Source organism: Albidovulum salinarum (assembly GCF_025673475.1).
In the GTDB taxonomy this organism is placed as follows: domain Bacteria; phylum Pseudomonadota; class Alphaproteobacteria; order Rhodobacterales; family Rhodobacteraceae; genus Albidovulum; species Albidovulum salinarum.
This window is the reverse complement of record NZ_JAOVQO010000062.1, coordinates 1-1,242: the sequence shown is the minus strand read 5'-3', so window position 1 is coordinate 1,242 and position 1,242 is coordinate 1. Positions and strand designations below refer to the sequence as shown.

General features: G+C 68.8%; 1 protein-coding gene. It reads left to right on the top strand.

All coding sequences use genetic code 11. The annotated features are described in order from the left end of the window. Positions 1–1,242, top strand: a 1,242-nt coding sequence (locus OEZ60_RS22105) for a trimethylamine methyltransferase family protein (protein WP_263341026.1), incomplete at both ends; no start/stop codon positions are given.

Genomic DNA, 1,242 nt, shown 5'->3' with positions numbered 1-1,242 from the left:
ATCGTGGACCGTGCGGCGCAGACGATCCGCATCGACGAGAGCCTTGTCGCGGAGGCCCTGAAGACCGTGCCCTCGTCCTTCACGCTGACCTCGCGCAACGCCGCGAAGCGGCTGACGATGGGCGGCCGGCACGTCGCCTTCGGCCTCGTCGCCGGGCCGCCGAACGTCCATGACTGCGTGAACGGCCGCCGCCCGGGGAACATGACGGACTACGAGAACTTCATCCGCCTCGCGCATCACTTCAACGCGATCCACATCATCGGCAACCAGGTCACCGCGCCGCAGGAACTGCCCGCCAACAACCGCCATCTCGACACCTACCGCGCCAATCTCACGCTCTCGGACCTTGCGTTCCACTGCACCGCGATCGGCCGCGGCCGGGCGATGGACGGCATCAACATGATGGCGATCGCCCGCGGCATCACGCCCGAGGCAATGGCGGCCGATCCCGGCGTCATCACCATCATCTCCGTGAACTCGCCCCGGCTCTTCGACGACGCGATGGCCGAGGGGCTGATCGCGATGGCCGAGCATGGCCAGCCGGTGACGATCACGCCCTTCACGCTGATGGGGGCGATGACCCCGGTGACGCTGCCCGCCGCCCTCGCCCAGCAGAACGCCGAGGCCTTGTTCGGCGTGGTGCTGACCCAGCTCGTCAAGCCCGGCGCGCCGGTGATGTACGGCGCCTTCACCTCGAACGTCGACATGCGCTCGGGCGCGCCGGCCTTCGGCACGCCGGAAAACACCAAGGCGAACGTCATCTCCGGCCAGCTCGCCCGGCGCTACCGCCTGCCCTACCGGACCTCGAACGCCAATGCCTCGAACGCGGTCGACCTGCAGGCCGCCTACGAGACCGGGATGGCGACCTGGGGCGCGGTGATGGGCGGGGCCAACATGGTCTACCATGCCGCGGGCTGGCTCGAGGGCGGGCTGACGGCGAGCTACGAGAAGCTGATCCTCGACGTCGAGATCCTGCAGAACATGATGGAGATCCTGCGCCCGATCGACTTTTCCGAGGACGAGCTCGGCTTCGAGGCGATCCGGTCGGTGCCGACGGGCGGCCATTTCTTCGGCGCCGAACACACGCTCGCGCGTTACGAGAGCGCCTTCTACCGGCCGATGCTGTCGGATTGGACCAACTACGGCGGCTGGGAGGCGGCCGGCGCGAAGGACGCGCTGACCCGCGCGACCGGGCTCTGGCAGCAGGCGCTGCGCGACTACGAGGAACCGGCACTGGACCCC